At 46.4% G+C, this 14,295-nt stretch carries 18 protein-coding genes; 15 read left to right on the top strand and 3 right to left on the bottom strand.

Annotation, left to right across the window (positions count from 1 at the left end; all coding sequences use genetic code 11):
* Nucleotides 1-30: 30 nt before the first annotated feature.
* Complete coding sequence (locus tag NFR62_RS09270) at nt 31-837, top strand: TIGR03915 family putative DNA repair protein (RefSeq protein ID WP_251617719.1); 807 nt, start codon at nt 31-33, stop codon at nt 835-837.
* 52 nt (nt 838-889) lie between these two features.
* Here the strand turns inward: NFR62_RS09270 and NFR62_RS09265 are convergent, their stop codons facing one another.
* Entirely contained in the window at nt 890-1,882 is a 993-nt protein-coding gene (locus tag NFR62_RS09265; RefSeq protein WP_251617718.1) for a biotin--[acetyl-CoA-carboxylase] ligase, read from the bottom strand.
* Nucleotides 1,883-2,023: 141 nt separating this feature from the next.
* Between NFR62_RS09265 and NFR62_RS09260 the strand changes: the two genes are divergently transcribed.
* The 4 genes from NFR62_RS09260 (at nt 2,024) to NFR62_RS09245 (ending at nt 5,573) form a co-directional block, all read left to right on the top strand.
* Nucleotides 2,024-2,581 (top strand): biotin transporter BioY, encoded by a 558-nt coding sequence (locus NFR62_RS09260; RefSeq protein WP_251617716.1) that lies wholly within the window; start codon nt 2,024-2,026, stop codon nt 2,579-2,581.
* The gene (gene bioB, locus NFR62_RS09255) at nt 2,578-3,537 is read left to right on the top strand and encodes a biotin synthase BioB (protein ID WP_251617714.1); all 960 of its coding nucleotides are present in this window, start codon (nt 2,578-2,580) and stop codon (nt 3,535-3,537) included. The genes NFR62_RS09260 and bioB overlap by 4 nt, the downstream gene beginning before the upstream one ends.
* Before the next feature lies 1 nt (nt 3,538).
* Nucleotides 3,539-4,213: a dethiobiotin synthase gene (gene bioD / locus NFR62_RS09250; RefSeq protein ID WP_251617712.1), complete on the top strand. Its 675-nt coding sequence runs from the start codon at nt 3,539-3,541 to the stop codon at nt 4,211-4,213.
* 70 nt (nt 4,214-4,283) lie between these two features.
* Nucleotides 4,284-5,573 (top strand): aspartate aminotransferase family protein, encoded by a 1,290-nt coding sequence (locus NFR62_RS09245; protein WP_251617710.1) that lies wholly within the window; start codon nt 4,284-4,286, stop codon nt 5,571-5,573.
* Nucleotides 5,574-5,681: 108 nt separating this feature from the next.
* On the opposite strand, the gene NFR62_RS09240 is transcribed toward NFR62_RS09245, so the two are convergent.
* Together NFR62_RS09240 and NFR62_RS10225 are read right to left on the bottom strand one after the other, a co-directional pair.
* Nucleotides 5,682-5,996, bottom strand: coding sequence for a hypothetical protein (locus tag NFR62_RS09240; RefSeq protein WP_251617708.1), 315 nt, complete (start codon nt 5,994-5,996; stop codon nt 5,682-5,684).
* Nucleotides 5,997-6,162: 166 nt separating this feature from the next.
* The gene (locus tag NFR62_RS10225; RefSeq protein ID WP_420851367.1) at nt 6,163-6,468 is read right to left on the bottom strand and encodes a helix-turn-helix domain-containing protein; all 306 of its coding nucleotides are present in this window, start codon (nt 6,466-6,468) and stop codon (nt 6,163-6,165) included.
* Nucleotides 6,469-6,739: 271 nt separating this feature from the next.
* Here NFR62_RS10225 and NFR62_RS09235 point away from each other — a divergent pair, with 271 nt between their 5' ends.
* The 10 genes from NFR62_RS09235 (at nt 6,740) to NFR62_RS09190 (ending at nt 14,287) form a co-directional block, all read left to right on the top strand.
* Nucleotides 6,740-7,999: a hypothetical protein gene (locus NFR62_RS09235; RefSeq protein ID WP_251617706.1), complete on the top strand. Its 1,260-nt coding sequence runs from the start codon at nt 6,740-6,742 to the stop codon at nt 7,997-7,999.
* 4 nt (nt 8,000-8,003) lie between these two features.
* Nucleotides 8,004-8,525, top strand: coding sequence for a hypothetical protein (locus NFR62_RS09230; protein ID WP_251617704.1), 522 nt, complete (start codon nt 8,004-8,006; stop codon nt 8,523-8,525).
* Entirely contained in the window at nt 8,518-9,162 is a 645-nt protein-coding gene (gene tmk / locus NFR62_RS09225; protein WP_251617701.1) for a dTMP kinase, read from the top strand. The genes NFR62_RS09230 and tmk overlap by 8 nt, the downstream gene beginning before the upstream one ends.
* The gene (locus NFR62_RS09220) at nt 9,159-10,217 is read left to right on the top strand and encodes a nucleotidyltransferase family protein (RefSeq protein WP_251617699.1); all 1,059 of its coding nucleotides are present in this window, start codon (nt 9,159-9,161) and stop codon (nt 10,215-10,217) included. Before tmk ends, NFR62_RS09220 begins: the two co-directional genes overlap by 4 nt.
* A gap of 79 nt (nt 10,218-10,296) precedes the next feature.
* The gene (locus tag NFR62_RS09215; protein ID WP_251617698.1) at nt 10,297-11,127 is read left to right on the top strand and encodes a hypothetical protein; all 831 of its coding nucleotides are present in this window, start codon (nt 10,297-10,299) and stop codon (nt 11,125-11,127) included.
* Nucleotides 11,124-11,354, top strand: coding sequence for an acyl carrier protein (locus NFR62_RS09210; RefSeq protein WP_251617696.1), 231 nt, complete (start codon nt 11,124-11,126; stop codon nt 11,352-11,354). The genes NFR62_RS09215 and NFR62_RS09210 overlap by 4 nt, the downstream gene beginning before the upstream one ends.
* Nucleotides 11,351-12,616, top strand: coding sequence for a class I adenylate-forming enzyme family protein (locus NFR62_RS09205; RefSeq protein ID WP_251617694.1), 1,266 nt, complete (start codon nt 11,351-11,353; stop codon nt 12,614-12,616). The genes NFR62_RS09210 and NFR62_RS09205 overlap by 4 nt, the downstream gene beginning before the upstream one ends.
* Nucleotides 12,610-12,852, top strand: coding sequence for an acyl carrier protein (locus tag NFR62_RS09200; RefSeq protein ID WP_251617692.1), 243 nt, complete (start codon nt 12,610-12,612; stop codon nt 12,850-12,852). Before NFR62_RS09205 ends, NFR62_RS09200 begins: the two co-directional genes overlap by 7 nt.
* Nucleotides 12,825-13,763 carry a BtrH N-terminal domain-containing protein gene (locus NFR62_RS09195; RefSeq protein ID WP_251617690.1) on the top strand — a complete coding sequence of 313 codons (939 nt, stop codon included), beginning with the start codon at nt 12,825-12,827 and terminating at the stop codon, nt 13,761-13,763. The genes NFR62_RS09200 and NFR62_RS09195 overlap by 28 nt, the downstream gene beginning before the upstream one ends.
* A complete protein-coding gene (locus tag NFR62_RS09190) occupies nt 13,760-14,287 on the top strand; it encodes a hypothetical protein (protein ID WP_251617688.1) in 528 nt (175 codons plus the stop codon). Before NFR62_RS09195 ends, NFR62_RS09190 begins: the two co-directional genes overlap by 4 nt.
* Nucleotides 14,288-14,295: the final 8 nt, after the last annotated feature.

Below are 14,295 nucleotides of genomic sequence, written 5' to 3'. Positions count from 1 at the left end.
TTAAAACGATAAATATTATAGCGAAAGATTATGAAATACTTTAACAACAAAACAGCGCCCATATATGTGTACGACGGAAGTTTCGACGGGCTTTTATGCTGTCTGTTTTCCATGTTCGAGCTAAAAGAAATGCCGTCGGAAGTGGTTAAGCGTTACGACGGCTTTTTGCCTTGCCGCAATATAGAGTCCACCGACGAAAAAGTTGCGCGGGTGAAAAAGGGCATATTGCGCAAAATGGGGCGCGAGGCGCTTAAACTCGGCGAACGCGCGTATTTGAGCGAGCTTGCCAAAATAGAAAGAGACGTGCTCGAATATTTTACGTTGGGTTTTTCGGTGGGAGAAAAACTGTATAGAATGCTTTACGAAAATTGCGTTGCAAGGGTGAACGGCGCGGCAAAATACACAATGAACGAACGGCATCGCATTTTGCAATTTTTGCGCTTTTCCGACAGCGACGGATTGCTTACCGCCGTTATAACTTCTAAGGCCAACGTGTTGCCGCTTATAGCGGGGCACTTCGAGGCTCGATTTCCGCAAGAAAGTTTTTTGATTTACGACAGCAGCCGCTATGTGGCGCTTGTCTGTTCGGGAGGGAAAAGAGCTTTCGTTCCGTTGGAAGAATATTATCAACCGCCTCCGAACGCGGAGGAGCTCAAATACCGCGAGTTGTTCAAAATGTTTTACGACACAATAGAAATAAAAGAGAGACATAACGAACGGTGTCGCATGAATCACATGCCCAAAAGATTTTGGAAGAACATGACGGAGTTTGCCGACGCGAACAGCGCGAGCGCTCGCACCGCTCTCGAAAAGTTGAAAAACAACTCTGAAAAATAAAGGTTAAAATAAGCCCGCTCGCGCAATATGACGCGAACGGGCTTTAATAAAATCAATCAACGTAGCCGTATAGTCCCCTAACCGAAACTTCGCCGCTCGACACCGTTTTTTCCGTTCCGTCGCTAAACTTAACCACAAGTCCGAAATTATCGTCTATTTCTTTTGCGTAACAAACAGTTTCTTCTTTGCCCGAAATTCGCACCGTTTTTCCCACCGTTACGCAGTCGTTTTTATATGCGGCAAGATACGCGGTTTTTTCGTTAGGCCAAAGCTTTCCGAGTTTGTCGAGTTCTGTTATTATTTGCGCGGCAAGTTCGGCGCGCGAATGTTGTTTGCCGGTTTCGGCATATACGGAAGTCGCAATACTTCGGAGTTCTTCGGGAAAGTCCGTTTCGATTTCGTTCACGTTTATTCCCGCGCCCACGATAACGTATTGAATATGTCCGTTCTCGCTTTCTATTGTCATTTCGGTAAGTATTCCGCAAATTTTTCGGTTGCCGAGCAAAAGGTCGTTCACCCATTTAACCGACGGACGAACGCCGCATGTTTTTTCCACAGCGTTGCAAATTGCCACAGCCACCCACGCCGTTAGGGTGGAGGCGGACTCGGGCGGCACCGATTCGGGGCGAAACAACGCCGAAATATAAACGCCTTTTCCTTTGGGGGAAACAAACTGCCTGCCGTAGCGTCCGCGTCCTGCGGTTTGCGATTCGGCAATCACTATTTGCCCGGCGGGCGCGCCCGCAAGCGCCATTTCGCGCAAGCGGTTGTTTGTTGAGTCTACGCTCTCTAAGCACAGAATATTTTCAACCCGTTCGGGGGGAAGCAACGTGAGCAACTCTCCGCAGTTTATTGAGTTTGGCGAGTATGAAAGAATATAGCCTTTGTTTGTTGAAGAAGAAATTTCGTAGCCGTCTTGCCTAAGCGCTTTAACTGCCGCGTTTATAGCCGTTCTCGTAACGCCGAGCGCTTCTCCGAGCGCTTCGCCCGAAACGTAGTCGGCTTGTTTTTTTAAGAACGCGAGCACCGCGTCTTTTGTTTTCATAAAATTTTTATCTCCGCAAATTCGATTGCCACATTATAACACAAAAAAAACAAATTGTAAAGCGTTCTCAAATTTCGGTTGACAACGGTTCGGGCGCTGTGATATAGTATTGTAAACTACAAATTTTGCGAGGTTTACAATTTGAAAACAAAAGATTTGGCGCTTGTCGCGCTTTTTACGGCGCTTACGGCTGCGGGCGCGTTTATTCGTATTCCCATTCCCGTTATGCCGTTCACGTTGCAATTTTTGTTCACCACTTTGGCGGGGTTGTTGCTTGGCGGCAAGTTGGGAGCTATAAGCGTGTTGTGCTATCTTATTTTGGCACTTATAGGTTTGCCGATATTCACGGGCGGCGGGGGAGTTTTTTATGTGTTGCAACCCACATTCGGCTATTTGGTGGGATTTTTGGTGGGAACGTTCTTTACGGGAGTTGTTGCGCGCAAGGTTGAATCGCCGTCTTTTTTGCGGTTGCTTGCGGCGTGCTTTTTGGGGCTTTTAATTGTGTATGTTTTGGGAATTGCGTACTACTGGGTGATTTGCACTTTTTACACTCAAACGGGCATAGGAATAAAAGCGTTGTTTTTGTATTGTTTCGTGCTTGCCGTTCCCGGCGATATATTCCTTTGTTTTTTGTCGGCAATCGTGGCAAAGCGGCTTATTCCCGTGCTCTGTAAACGCAAAAGCGGGGTGAACTTATGAGCGTTACGGAGCTGAAAAACAAAGTTTTGTTCGGCAAAGCGATTACTGTGGAGGAAGCGGAATCGCTTGTGTTCGCGCCGCTCGAAGAGTTGTGCAAAGCCGCCGACGAAATTCGAAGCCGTTATTGCGGCAACGGATTCGACCTGTGTTCCATTGTGAACGGCAAAAGCGGAAAGTGCGGCGAAGACTGCAAATTTTGCGCGCAGTCCGCGCATTACTCCGCTTGCGTGGAAAGTTATCCGCTTATGAGTTCCGATGCGTTGTTGCGCGCGGCTGAACAAAACGCGAAAGCGGGGGCGCTGAGGTTTTCTATTGTTACGTCGGGCAAAAAACTGTGCCCCGAAGAAATAGAAAGTTTGTGCGAAAGCGTGCGAGCCGTGCGCGAAAAGGTGGGAATAGCGGTTTGCGTGTCGGTGGGGCTGGTAAGCAAAAAAGCTTATTCGGATTTGCGTTCTGCGGGCGCGAGCCGCGCGCATTGCAATCTTGAAACTTCGGAGCGCTATTTTCCCAAGATTTGTTCAACCCACACTTATGCGGATAAACTTTTTGTGCTCGAAGCGGCGAGAAGCGCGGGGTTGGAGATTTGCAGCGGCGGAATAATGGGGCTCGGAGAAAGTTGGAGCGATAGAATTGCGCTTGCTTTCGCACTGCGCGAGTTAAAAGTTAAATCGGTTCCCGTCAATTTTTTAAATCCTATTGCGGGCACTCCGTTTGAGCACAACGTTTTGCTTTCGGACGACGAAAAGAGAAGAGCGGTAGCTGTTTTCCGTTTTGTGATTCCCGACGCGGCAATAAGGCTTGCGGGCGGCAGAGGGCTTATAGCCGATAAGGGCGAGGGGTGTTTTAAGTCGGGCGCAAACGCGTCTATTACGGGCGACATGCTGACTACGGCGGGCATAAGCGTGAAAACCGACATAGAGCTTTTGAATAAGTTGGGATACGAGGTTAGAATTTGAAATGAGCAAAGGGTTGTTTGTGGTGGGAACGGGCACCGACGTGGGAAAAACGTATATAACCGCGTTGCTCGTTAAAGCTTTAAAGCGGAACGGAAAAAGCGCGGCGTATTATAAGGCGGCAATGAGCGGAAACTCGCGCGACAACACGGGAAAACTTATTGCGGGCGACGCGCAATACGTTAAGAATATTTCGGGTATCAACCAACCCGAATGTGAAATGTGCCCGTATTTGTATGAAAAAGCGTATTCGCCGCATCTTGCCGCGAAAATAGAAAAAAATCCCGTTTCGCTTGCCCGCGTAACCGAAAGGTTCGAGGAGCTTAAAAGCCGTTACGAATACATAACGGTAGAGGGAAGCGGCGGCATAGTGTGTCCGCTTCGTTACGACGGGGAAGAATTGTATTTAACCGACGTAATTCGAGTGTTGAAGCTTTCTTGCGTTCTCGTTGCCGATGCGGGGCTTGGGGCGATTAACTCCGTTGTTTTAACGGCGGATTATATGCGCGCTCGCGGCTTTAAGCTTAACGGGATTATTATGAATAGATTTATTAAGGGCGACCCGATTTGCGAGGATAACGCCGTTATGTGCGAAAAACTTACGGGCGTTAAGGTTGTAGCGCGGATTCGCAACGGCGCTTGCGAGTTTCCCGTAAGTCCCGAATTTTTATATGAATAGCTAATGCGAACAGTCCGTTATTGTAGGGCTATAAGCACGCATAAATTGAAAAAACGAATGGAGAAGAAATATGATTTGGTATCCTTACGCGCAAATGAAAACAATGACTCCGCCGCTGAAAGTGAACGGCGCCGACGGAGTGTATTTGCATACCGACGGCGGAAAACTTATAGATTCGGTTTCTTCGTGGTGGAGCGTGATTCACGGCTATAATCACCCCGTGCTGAACGCGGCAATCGAAGAGCAACTGCATAAGTTCGCGCACGTCATGCTCGGCGGGCTCACTCACGAACCCGCCGAAAGGCTTTCCGAAAAGCTTGCTTCGTGGCTTCCGAAAGATTTGGACTACTGCTTTTTTTCCGATTCGGGAAGCGTCGCGGTTGAGGTTGCGCTCAAAATGGCTTTACAGTTTAACGTTAATCGCGGAACCGACAGGAGCAAAATTTTAGCTCTCAAAAACGCGCATCACGGTGGTATGTCTAACGCTATCGAAGATTCCGCATTGCATCTTAACGCTAATTGCGCAAACGGCAGGAACAAAATTTTGGCTTTGAAAAACGCGTATCACGGCGACACGTTCAAAACTATGGAAGCGGGGGACGACAGCGACTATCATTTCGCTTTTCCGCAAAAAAACGGAGTTATTCATATTCCCACTCAAACGGACGCGCTCGAAAAAGTTTTCCGCGAGCACGGCGAAGAATTTTATTGTATGCTCGTCGAGCCGCTTTTGCAGGGCGCGGGCGGCATGAAAATGTACGGCGTGGAGTTTTTGAAGCGCGCGAGAGAGCTGTGCGACGAATACGACGTTCTTTTGATATTCGACGAAGTGGCTACGGGATTCGGGCGCACGGGAAACCGTTTTGTTGCGGATTTGGTTTGCCCCGACATTCTCGTGCTCGGAAAAGCGCTTACGGGCGGCTATATAGGACACGCCGTCACCGTTGCCAACCGCAAGGTTTTTAACGGATTTTACGGCGACGACGAGCGCTTGGCGCTGATGCACGGACCTACCTTTATGGGGAACGCGCTTGCATGCAGTGTTGCTCTCGCGTCTATCGAGTTGTTCGAGAGCGGAAATTATATCGAAAAAATCAAGCGTATAGAGAATGTTTGCAAGAAAGAACTCGCCGACTTAAAAGACCCTCGAATACGCGAAGTGCGCGTGCTTGGCGGTTGCGCTTGCATAGAAGTTTACGAACCCGAAACGCTTTGCGGCTTTAAAGAATTTGCAGCCCGCAGGGGCGTTTTCAGCCGTCCGTTCGGAACTTGTATGTACGCTATGGTGCCTTATATTATAACCGAAGAGCAACTGCAAACGGTGCTCGGCGTAATGAAACAATGGTTTTTCCGCAAGTAGCTTTGTCTGAAAATTTGATACGGGATATGAAAGCCGAGAGTTTTTCTCGGCTTTTCTTGCCGTTCTTTTTCGAAAATAATTGAAAATTTTTTTTGGTGCCAAAAAAATTTAATGAGAAAACTGATATAAGAAGGAGCCGAAAATCTTTAAATAGCGTTGCTTATATCTGTAAAATGTTCTGCGACTAATGCCTATTGTGGCGCAATTATGTACGGTAATTTTTTGTTCAACCATGCAGACTTTGAAAATTTCCGCGTTATTAGTTGCGTTAACTTTGTCTTCCGTATCGAGAAAATTCAGAGTTTTGTTTATGGCAGCTTGAATTGCCGTTTTGCTCAATGTCCAATCGTCTTGTTCCGCGTTTGCGGAATAGAAGTTGAGGACAGACATCAGGAATTTTTCGTTAACGTAATCTTTCATCATATTCTCCTTATATATGTTTATTTTGGGATAACGAAGAAGGGAAGAGGATGAAAGCGATAGCGAAAGTTAACGAACATAGTTGCGGAAATATGTAAAATTCCGAAGCAATATTGTAGGCTTCGGAATTTTACATATAGTTAAAGTGCATTAAATTATAGCGAGTGTATTATGCCTGCTTTTTCGTGTGTCTGTCGTCAATAAGCGTACGGGCATAATTGAGTAATTTTGCTTTTTCTATTTTTGAGAAGTCTTTTATTAGTTTAAAAATTTCTTTATCGGTAGCATCGGATAAAGTGACTGTTGCGTCGTCGGATAATAGGTCGATTATATTTATATCCAGTGCATAGCTTATAGACTCTAAAAGATAAGAACTCGGAGACGTTTTCCTATCGCGCCATTTATAAAGGGCTTCGCTGCTGCAACCCGCTTTTTTGGCGACAGCATATAAAGACATTCCTTTTTGGATGCGAATTTTATCGAACCTTGCGTAAATATCTGATGATTGCAGAAACTCGTAAATAGTAAGTTACCTCGATTTATATCTTACATAATTATACTATACAAACATTGTCGGATACTACAAAAGTAGTTGCATAGTTGGACGATAAAACGCAAATTAGTGTAAAAAATGGCACAGTGTGTCGAGATTTGGCACACTGTGCCAACATGTTTTCGGCGAATTGAAGTATATGGGCATATTATGATATATTTTTTTTGCAATCAATAAGCGGAGGGAAAATAACATGGCGCGTAACGATATAGAGGCGCAAATAAACAATAGTTTAAACAGAGAAGTAAAACTGCACGGTAAAATAGAGCTCAACGTGAACAAGAGCGGAAGTTTTACGGTGGGGAAACTGTGCGTTAAAGGAATAATAGGGGTAACGCGACCGAACGTGGTAATAGACGGGAGCGATGCGGAAATCGACGTGCAAATAAGCGATTGCACAACAAGCGACTGGAGTTTGTTTTTTGTGCATCCGCAGGCAAGGAACGTTACTTTTCGCAACTTAGACATAAAAATAAATATAAAAAATCCGGCGCACAGCGGCAGAACGTTTTCGGCTATATACAACACGTCTTACGGACTACATGTAGAGAACTGTAATATAGAGATAGCGTCGGATAAGCAGTTGAATCTTGTAGGCGTTTTCAATAACGGTAACTTAGATACCCACATGGACACCCGCGCCGACGCTTTTACTATGGCGAACAGTTCTGTGCGAGTGCAATGTATAGCGGAAGAATACGAAAAAGAATGCGCTGCATACGGAATATACAATCGCTGGGCGAACAGCATATCCGTTATGAACAACTTTATATACGCGGTGAATAAAGGGAACGGCGAGCGGCAAAAGGCTGTTGGGATATATACCGACGGTCGGTTCGGAAGATTTATAGGCAACAATATAAAGGCGAACGGAACGCACAATAAAGGCTTTGAAATTGAGCAGGCAAGCGCGTTCGGATTTTTTAATGAGGGGTTGTACTCTGTTATAACTTCCAACAATATAATCGCGGAGTGGGCGGGCAAATGCGTAGGACTCGAAAATAAAGGGGACTACGCCGTAATCGAAAACAATAAGATTTTGGCTACTCACACGATTTGCGGCAGAAGCGTGCGCAACTTTGCAAATAAATGCAATATATCCGGCAACGTTTTAACGTCAACGAGCAGAAACGCTCGGCTTATTGAGCAGCATGCGGGCGGCTGCGTAATAAGTAGAAATATTATGGAAGTTCTTATGGCGCCGAGCGAGTGTCAAAGCGGTTGCGGAATTTACGCTACGGGCGAGAACTGCAAGGAGAATATAATAACCGAAAACGTAATGTATTGCGTGCTCGATTGCGGCATATTTGCCGATAAAACGGCGGGAAAGATTATGAATAACACGGTTGTTTCTTACTCGGAAACCGTAGCGCAGACATGGAGCGACGACACGCGCATGGCGAACAGGTTGGACGAGCGGCATATCCGCAGCGTTCACCCCGTAGAGGAGTAAACGCATGGAAGAGAAAATATTGCAAACGATAGCACAGTACGGACTTGAAACGGTGTGTATCGCATTATGCGTCAATCTGCTTACGGCGGTAATAAAACTGCCCGTTAAAAAACTTGCAAAACGAGCAAAAAACGGCGCGAATATAACAAGATTTATAGTTTTCTTGCCGCTATTGTTGGGCTTTGCGCTTAGCATACTTTACGTTACCTTTATAGCGCAAGAAAAAACATTCGGCAAAGAGTTTGTAACACTGTGGCTGTCGTCAAGCAGTTTGAGCCTAACTTTTTACGCGGTGTTCGAAAAGCTTGTTCCGCCCAAAAACAAAGAGGAGAGTGCCGCCGAACTAAAAGCAAGCAAAGAGCTGTTGGACGGAATACAGTCCGCTTTGAATAACGGTGCGGACGCAGAAAAAACGGGTGTAGAAAATGACGGGCAGGAGAACAATGAAAATACTGACGAGACGGGTTCGCAGGTTGGCGCGCCGTGTTCGGAAAAGATAATATTGAGAGGGAAGCGCAATGATTAAACTCGGTAAGCAAAAATATGCGGGCAAACTGATTGTTTTCGAGGGAACGGACGGCGCGGGCAAAACTACTATGCTCGAAAAAACGGTTGCATATTTGCGCGAGCGCTACGGCGAAAACAGAATAATAGTGCAAAAGCAACCTACGGATTTGTCGCGCAAAACAAAGCTGTTTCAGAAGATGATGTATTGCTCCCGTCACGACGAAATAAACTACCGCGCGGTGCAACTTCTTACGCTTTCGGACAGAGTGCAACATAATTCCGAAATCATAATTCCCGCGCTGAAAGAGGGGAAAATAGTTGTTTGCGACCGCTACATATATACTTCGGTTGCGAATATGTTCGCGCGCGGATACAGGCATGAAAAATGGTTTTTCGACGCGGCGAAAGAGATAGTTCGACCTGACGTGACCTTTCTTGCTTATGTTCCGCCCGAACTTGCAATCGAGCGAATAAAGGCGCGTCCCGACGAGTGTACCCGCCACTTAAACGAGCCGCTTTTACATAACGTAAGCAAAGAATTTTTGCGGCTGAGTAAGAGCGAAAAGTTTGTTAAATTAGACACATCGCAACCGCCCGAAACGGCGTTCGAGAGCGTGAAAAACGCGCTTACGGCATTAACGGAGGGCAACAGATGAGAGACGAAATAAAGTTTATAGCAGGCGTCTTAACGGGCGGAGAGCCGCATTGCGCCGCCGATTTCGATTGGTATTACATACTCGGCTTTTTAGAGTTGCACAAAATAGCAGGCGTTTTCTACCGCAGAGCCGCAGAAAAAAACATAAAAATTCCTACTGTTGTATTGCGCAAATTGCAAGGAATTTTCAAAGGGCAAGAATACAGAGTGCGGCTGATGCGAAAGTGGATAGAAGACGTTTCTTACGAGCTCGATTGCGCAAAGCTCGACTATATTTTTTTGAAGGGAAGCGTTTTGGCTCATACCGTTTTTTGCGGCGCGCCTGCGTATTCGGACGGCGAAAGAGTTTCTAACGATATAGATATTTTGGTGCGTTCTTCTTGTGTCACCGAAGTAGCGAACGCTTTAAAAAACATGGGATTCAAGCAAGGTTTTTGGGATTGGAAAACGCAAAAATTCAACCCTCTTTCGCGCGCCGAAATCGTGTCGCGGAGAATGAATCGCGGAGAGACTGCGCCGTTTATTGCGCTTACCGAAAACGAGCGCGTGCCGTTTATTGAGGTGGACGTAAACTTTTCGGTGGACTATCTGCCGACGGGCGGAGAGCGGATTGTTGACGCAATGCTGCTTAGCAAGAAACAGTACGGCGGCAAGACAAAAAGAAGACTTTACGGCGCGTCGCCCGAGTGGTTTTTCATACACCTTATTCTGCACCAGTATAAAGAGAGCGTTCTATACTTTATGGCGGAGCGCGGCAAAGAAACGGATTTATATAAGCTTTTAGATATTTACTTGCTAATGAAAAACGGCATAATAGACCTCGAAACGGTGAAAAATATAGCGGTTGTTTACGGACTTACAGGCGAAGTGTGCGCGGTGTTGCAGTCGGTTCAAAAAGTGTTTAACTGCGAAATTCCCGAGTGGGCGAAAGCAGAGCAACGCGAGCCTCGCGTTGTTATGCCCGCCGAAAACCGCGAGTTTGAGTGGACTGCGCCGCTCGAAGAACGGATTTCTTTTTTTAACCGTTTGTCGTTTTTGCGCGAGGTAAACCGGTAATCTTACATAGAAAGCAAACGTCACGTTAAGCGAGTATCTAAGTCGAAAAACTTTTCTTACTGAATATGAGGTAAAGAAGATGAAAAAAGAAGCTCTACCCCAAAACCCTTATCTGTCTTGCGTCGAAGCATATTATCTTGCTTGGTTACATGAGTTTTTCGACGTGCGGAAATTATACGTCGAGAGTTTTGCTGAAATAGAACAAGTCGCAAATGATTTCGCAAACGACGTTAAATACGAAAATTACAACGGTTTTGCGCGCGTGCAGGATACGGGCGAAAAACTCGGCATTATTAAACACAAGATTTTCAACGGGGATTTATGTTGTCATTGCGAGGGACGAAGTCCTGCGGCAATTTCATACGGTATTCAACCCCGCAACTTGACGCTTATAAAAGTGAATGAAAAGTTTTTTCGCGGTAACCTTACGGCGTGGCGTGACGACCATTTTATTGCGGCGACGGAAGTACAAGAGGAAAAGTTGTATTACGTCAATCACTATCCGCTGTCTTGCGGAGAACTGACGCAGGCGCAGCTGTTCGACGTGTACGGCGGAACAATGCTTGCTTACGCATATTGCGATAAGTTTAACGTAGCTTTGTATGACAAAAAAAGAGCCGAAACGCTTATGCGGCTGAAAGAAACGCCACAATCGAATTGCTTTAAAACGCTTTCCGGCGCGGCCCTGCGCGACGCGTTGGGCGTGCTTAAAATAAGCCGCGAAAGAATGCGGCTGTGGCTACTGTCCGAAGGGTACGACCTGCCCGAGCTGAACGAACAAGTTTCGGATTTGCAACGGCTGTATTTTAAACTCGGCGCCGATATTGTGCGCGGAAAGAACAACGCGGACTACGCAAACGTTTTAGAAAACATTATATTAAACGAAAAAGCATGGAGGCAAAAATTATGAGTAAGGCGGAAGAAATTTTAACGAATGTGTTAACGGATTTGGGAGTGGAAAGCGCAAATCGTGCCGATAGAATAAAAGAAGATTGCGGCTTAGACAGCTTGTCGCTCGTGTCGGTGATAGTTCGCCTCGAAGAAGCGCTTGGCAAAGAGTTTGACGATTCGGACTTAGACCCTGCCGAACTCATTACAGTCGGCGATTTAATTGCCCTCACGGAGAAATATTTATGACGCTGTGGGAGTATTTAAAAGGACGAATGCTCGAACATTCTCGGCGCGTCGCGTTAGAGGACGGAACAACTTACGGCGAGCTTGTAGACTATATAGAAGAGCGTGCGAAAAAGCATACGGAGCGCAATAGGCTTGTATGCGTTTCGGGCAAGAGTAAGACAGCTCATGCAATCGAGATATTAAGCGTTTTGGCGTCGGAGAATGTTGCAGTGCCTGTGGACGATTGCTACGGAGTAGAGCGAAAACAGGAAGTGGAAACTACGATTGCGCAAGATAAAAAACAATATCCCGAACTTGCGTTTATTATGTTTACGAGCGGCACGGGCGGCAAACCCAAAGGCGTAATGCTGTCGCATGAGAATATAATACAAAATTTAAAGATGCTCGAAACTTATTTTGCTCTGTTGCCCGACGACAAAATTCTTATTGCCCGTCCGCTCATGCATATTGCGGTAATCGTGGGCGAGCTTTTATACGGGTTAATTAGGGGAGCAACTATACAGTTTTACGAAAAGCCGTTTTTGCCGCAAAAGCTGAAAAGGGAAATGGAAGAAAAAAATACGACTGTCGTGTGCGGTACTCCAACGTTATTCCGCAATTTATTGCGCGTGAGCGCGTGCGGGTTCCCGCTGAAAAAATGCGTAATAAGCGGCGAGCGACTGTTTCCCGCGTTGGCGTCGGCTCTATCCGCCGCAAATCCTCAAACCGAGTTCTATAACGTGTACGGACTAACCGAACATAGCCCTCGCGTGAGCGCGCTGTTGCCTAAGGATTTTGCGCGAAAGGCGGGGAGCGTAGGCAAACTTCTTGCGGGAGTCCAAACAAAAATAGAGAACGGGGAACTGCTCGTTAAATCGCCGTGCGTTATGGTGGGTTATTATACCGACGCCGCCCGAACAAACGCCAAAATAAAAAACGGGTGGCTTTATACCGGCGACGTGGCGCACACCGACCGCAACGGCTATTTATACATAGACGGGCGCAAAGACAACATGATAATTCGCAGCGGCTTAAACGTTTACCCCGAAGAGATAGAAGAAGTTGCAAGTGCGTGCGCGGGCGTAGAAAACTGCGTCGCTTACGGCGAGGAAGACGATATAGAGGGAAACAAAATAGTTCTCAAGTATTGCGGAGAAGTTTCCGAGCAAACGTTGCGCAAATTTTTGTCGGGAAAGCTCGCCCCGCACCTTATGCCGCGCGCAATAAAAAATGTGAACGCGCTTCCGGCAACGCCGAGCGGCAAAAAGGTGCGCAAATGCTGAACGAACTAATTTCCCGCATAAGCGAGCTTACGGGCGCGGAAAACGTTAGCGAATCCGACGAATTCCGCAGCGTTGGCATAGACAGTTTAACTTACGTTCAGCTCGTTGTGGAAACCGAACAAAAGTATAATATTGAGTTTTCGGACGACGACCTTCTTATTGACAACGTTAAAACAATAGCGGAATTTGTCCGCATAACGGAGGAAAAATGCAAAAGAAGAAACTGCGGGGAATAACCCCGTTTAACGACTGCTGGTTCAGAACGTGCTACTATCATCAGCTTATTGCCGCTCTTAGTTACTTCGGTGTTCCGGCGGAGCAAGTTATATTAAACAGCGAATTTAAAGTGCTTTCGGCAAACGGTTGGAACGACTTTGCCTATGAGGAAAAGAATATAATTTCCGACGATGATTTTGCCGAGTGGACGGGAGTAAAACTGCACCGCCATAATGCTGAATACGTTATAGACGCGGCAATAAAAGGCATAGACGCCAACCGTCCCATTATAGTCGGGCAAGACAATTTCTGTTTGCCGCAAAGGAAAGCGATGTACCGCAAGCAACATTGCGCTCATTTTATACTTGTTTACGGCTATAACAGGAAAGAGCGCACATTTACCGTTTGCGAGCACGAATATATAAACAGCTACGATTTCTGTGAAAAGACGATGCCGTTCGAGGTGCTCGAAGAAGCGTATAACGGATTTCGCAACGAGTTTAAAGATTTTAAGTGGTCGGTTATGGAATTCGGAAAGCTCGATTCGCCTTTGCCGTTTTTGCAAAAAGCTCGAATCTCCGAAAAAATATTCGAAACGTATCGGGCGCGCGACTATTCGAGTTATATGGCGCCGTATCGCCTTATGGAAAAAACAAGTTCCGAAAACGCGGAAGACGCATGGAAAACATATAACGTGTTTGCTCAACTTTTCCGCACGCTCGAAACTCAGTGCAAAACTTTTTTCGGCAACGCCGAGCTCTGCGAAAAACTGAACGGACTATGGCGCCGCGCACAATTCGTGTCGGCGGTTGCATGCAAAGCGGTCGTGTGCAAAGATTTAAAGTATTTAACGCCCGACGTTTTGCAAGTTAAAATAGGCGAGATGGAAATTTTAATGCAAGAGGTTGCCGAGCTTGCGAGGTGTTTATGAAATATGTTGATATATCGCGGTATTGTAACAAAGCTTGGATTATTTGCGGCGGGTGCATACCCGAAGGCGTGGAGGGTTGGAGACTTAACGAAAACCTTTTGCAAGACGGTAAAATAGGGGAAGGAGACTATTCGTTTTTAATGCCGCAAAGCGCGCCCGACCTTTTGGCATGTTGCGGACAACGCATACCGCTAAGCGGCAAAACCGTTGACATAGCGGGCTTTTGCGTGTACGGCTACTTCAACGAGGAGTTCACATTGCACTATGCCGACGGCACAAGCGAAATGGTTACGCTTGCGTATAAAGACCTTGCGGACGAGCAAGACAGATTTTTGAGCAGCGAGCTTAACGGCGAGTTTGACTTCGGCGTTCGTGTTTTTTCGTTCGATTTCGCGCACGTTAACGGGAAACTGCGAGGAGGGATATACGCGCACAGATTAAAAGCGCCGCGCGGCAAAACGTTTTCGGGCATTACACTACCGAATAATTATTTTATAAATATTTGCGGAATAACAACGCAGTAGATTGGAGG

The organism is Pumilibacter muris (assembly GCF_943193045.1).
GTDB lineage: Bacteria > Bacillota > Clostridia > Christensenellales > Pumilibacteraceae > Pumilibacter > Pumilibacter muris.
The sequence above is the reverse complement of the archived record's forward strand: the minus strand, read 5'-3'. Positions and strand labels throughout refer to the sequence as shown.

Excerpts from the sequence above, each read along its gene's own strand:
- NFR62_RS09270 (WP_251617719.1), top strand. The coding sequence starts at position 31 with ATGAAATACTTTAACAACAAAACAGCGCCCATATATGTGTACGACGGA.
- NFR62_RS09235 (WP_251617706.1), top strand. The coding sequence starts at position 6,740 with ATGGCGCGTAACGATATAGAGGCGCAAATAAACAATAGTTTAAACAGA.
- bioD (WP_251617712.1), top strand. The coding sequence starts at position 3,539 with ATGAGCAAAGGGTTGTTTGTGGTGGGAACGGGCACCGACGTGGGAAAA.
- NFR62_RS09190 (WP_251617688.1), top strand. The coding sequence starts at position 13,760 with ATGAAATATGTTGATATATCGCGGTATTGTAACAAAGCTTGGATTATT.
- NFR62_RS09205 (WP_251617694.1), top strand. The coding sequence starts at position 11,351 with ATGACGCTGTGGGAGTATTTAAAAGGACGAATGCTCGAACATTCTCGG.
- NFR62_RS09240 (WP_251617708.1), bottom strand. The coding sequence starts at position 5,996 with ATGATGAAAGATTACGTTAACGAAAAATTCCTGATGTCTGTCCTCAAC.
- NFR62_RS09230 (WP_251617704.1), top strand. The coding sequence starts at position 8,004 with ATGGAAGAGAAAATATTGCAAACGATAGCACAGTACGGACTTGAAACG.
- NFR62_RS09210 (WP_251617696.1), top strand. The coding sequence starts at position 11,124 with ATGAGTAAGGCGGAAGAAATTTTAACGAATGTGTTAACGGATTTGGGA.
- NFR62_RS09265 (WP_251617718.1), bottom strand. The coding sequence starts at position 1,882 with ATGAAAACAAAAGACGCGGTGCTCGCGTTCTTAAAAAAACAAGCCGAC.
- NFR62_RS09245 (WP_251617710.1), top strand. The coding sequence starts at position 4,284 with ATGATTTGGTATCCTTACGCGCAAATGAAAACAATGACTCCGCCGCTG.
- NFR62_RS09200 (WP_251617692.1), top strand. The coding sequence starts at position 12,610 with ATGCTGAACGAACTAATTTCCCGCATAAGCGAGCTTACGGGCGCGGAA.
- NFR62_RS09195 (WP_251617690.1), top strand. The coding sequence starts at position 12,825 with ATGCAAAAGAAGAAACTGCGGGGAATAACCCCGTTTAACGACTGCTGG.
- bioB (WP_251617714.1), top strand. The coding sequence starts at position 2,578 with ATGAGCGTTACGGAGCTGAAAAACAAAGTTTTGTTCGGCAAAGCGATT.
- NFR62_RS09215 (WP_251617698.1), top strand. The coding sequence starts at position 10,297 with ATGAAAAAAGAAGCTCTACCCCAAAACCCTTATCTGTCTTGCGTCGAA.
- tmk (WP_251617701.1), top strand. The coding sequence starts at position 8,518 with ATGATTAAACTCGGTAAGCAAAAATATGCGGGCAAACTGATTGTTTTC.
- NFR62_RS09220 (WP_251617699.1), top strand. The coding sequence starts at position 9,159 with ATGAGAGACGAAATAAAGTTTATAGCAGGCGTCTTAACGGGCGGAGAG.